A 1,436-nucleotide genomic window follows, 5' to 3' on the forward strand; every position below is an offset into this window, starting at 1 on the left:
GTTACTGGCCCTCAGAAAAAATGTATGGTCCGCCCCTGTGACGCAAGTGCCTTATGCCGCGACGGGGACAGGATTGCGCTAATGTATCCGACCTCTGTGTGGGACCGTCCTGGACGCTCCCGGGCCACGATGGAGATCCGCGCATACCGCTCCTGAATAAGCCACTGACCTCTGTTCGGGCCGCTTTTTTCGCCAGGCTCTCGGCATGCCGGTGACCTGTTTCCGCCATCAGCTTCCGGCGCTTGCATTCACTCGGTGGGACTCAACTCCCTAAAACAGTTTGTGGTCCACGGAAAACGTGGGATCAATGGCTGACCAGTCTTGCCTCAAAGGGAACCTGGTGGCGAAGTACCGCATGGACGATTCGCGCGATCTTGTTGGCCAAGGCGACCACCACCACGTTTGGGTGTTTACGCGCCGTGACACGCTCGACCCAGCGCCGAAGCCCATCATCCTCACGGCGATTACCGACGACACGCAGCACAGAACGGGCACCATGGATGAGTAGCATGCGTAAGTGACGGTTGCCGCGCTTGCCGATCCCCAGCAGCCGCGTCTTGCCACCGGTACTGTATTGACGTGGTACCAGACCCAGCCAAGCCGCCAGGTCGCGGCCTTTACGAAAAGCGCTGGCATTGCCGATACCGGAAATCAGCGCCGTGGCGACGATAGGGCCCACACCGGGGATGCTCAATAAGAGTTTCGTTTGCGGATCTGTGCGCGAATAAATATCGAGTTCCGAGTTGAGTGACGTGAGCCGCTCGTCCAGGCGCATCATGTCGTCCCATAGCTCCATAAGGAGCTGGCGTAGCCGGTCCGGCAGCTCGTTTTCGGCATCCTCGATCACCAAGGGCAGTTGCTTGCGCAACTGCGAGAGGTTCTTGGGGATCGTGATGCCGAACTCCAGCAACATGGCGCGGATGCGGTTGGCCAGTGCCGTACGCTCAGCAACCCAACCGCTGCGCTGCCGATGCAGGAGTTGTAATGCCTGCCGATCGGCGGGCTTGACGGGCACCGAGCGCATCGTGGGCCGCGTCGCCGCTTCGGCAATAGCTTCAGCGTCGGCGTAGTCGTTCTTCTGGGATTTTACGTAGGCTTTGACATACTGGGCCGGTAACAGCCGGGCTTCGTGGCCGAAGGATTCGGCCTTGCGCCCAATGAAATGCGCGCCGGCGCAGGCCTCGGTGGCCACACGTGCAGGCGGCGTGTTGGCCAGAAATCGGATAAGTGCCGTACGAGAGAACATCTTGCGTAACGTCACATGGCCGTGCTCATCCAGACCGCACACATGAAACTTGCTTTTGCCGATGTCGATGCCGATGGTTGCGATGGACATGGCTCACCCTCCTGATCTCTCTCCAGGTTTGATGGGGACGCCCCCTCAGGATAGCTAGGGAGGGGCGGACCATTCCATTAGGCGAGGGCGATCTGGGGGG

Annotated in this window: 1 protein-coding gene; it reads right to left on the reverse strand. The window is 60.1% G+C overall.

Annotated elements, in window-relative coordinates; genetic code table 11:
• Positions 1–304: 304 nt before the first annotated feature.
• On the reverse strand, positions 305–1,336 hold the full coding sequence (locus tag Q673_RS23910; protein WP_023005185.1) for an IS110 family transposase: 1,032 nt from the start codon (positions 1,334–1,336) through the stop codon (positions 305–307).
• Between the last annotated feature and the right edge of the window lie 100 nt (positions 1,337–1,436).

It is taken from the genome of Halomonas sp. PBN3 (genome assembly GCF_000475415.1).
Taxonomy (GTDB): Bacteria; Pseudomonadota; Gammaproteobacteria; order Pseudomonadales; family Halomonadaceae; genus Halomonas; species Halomonas shengliensis.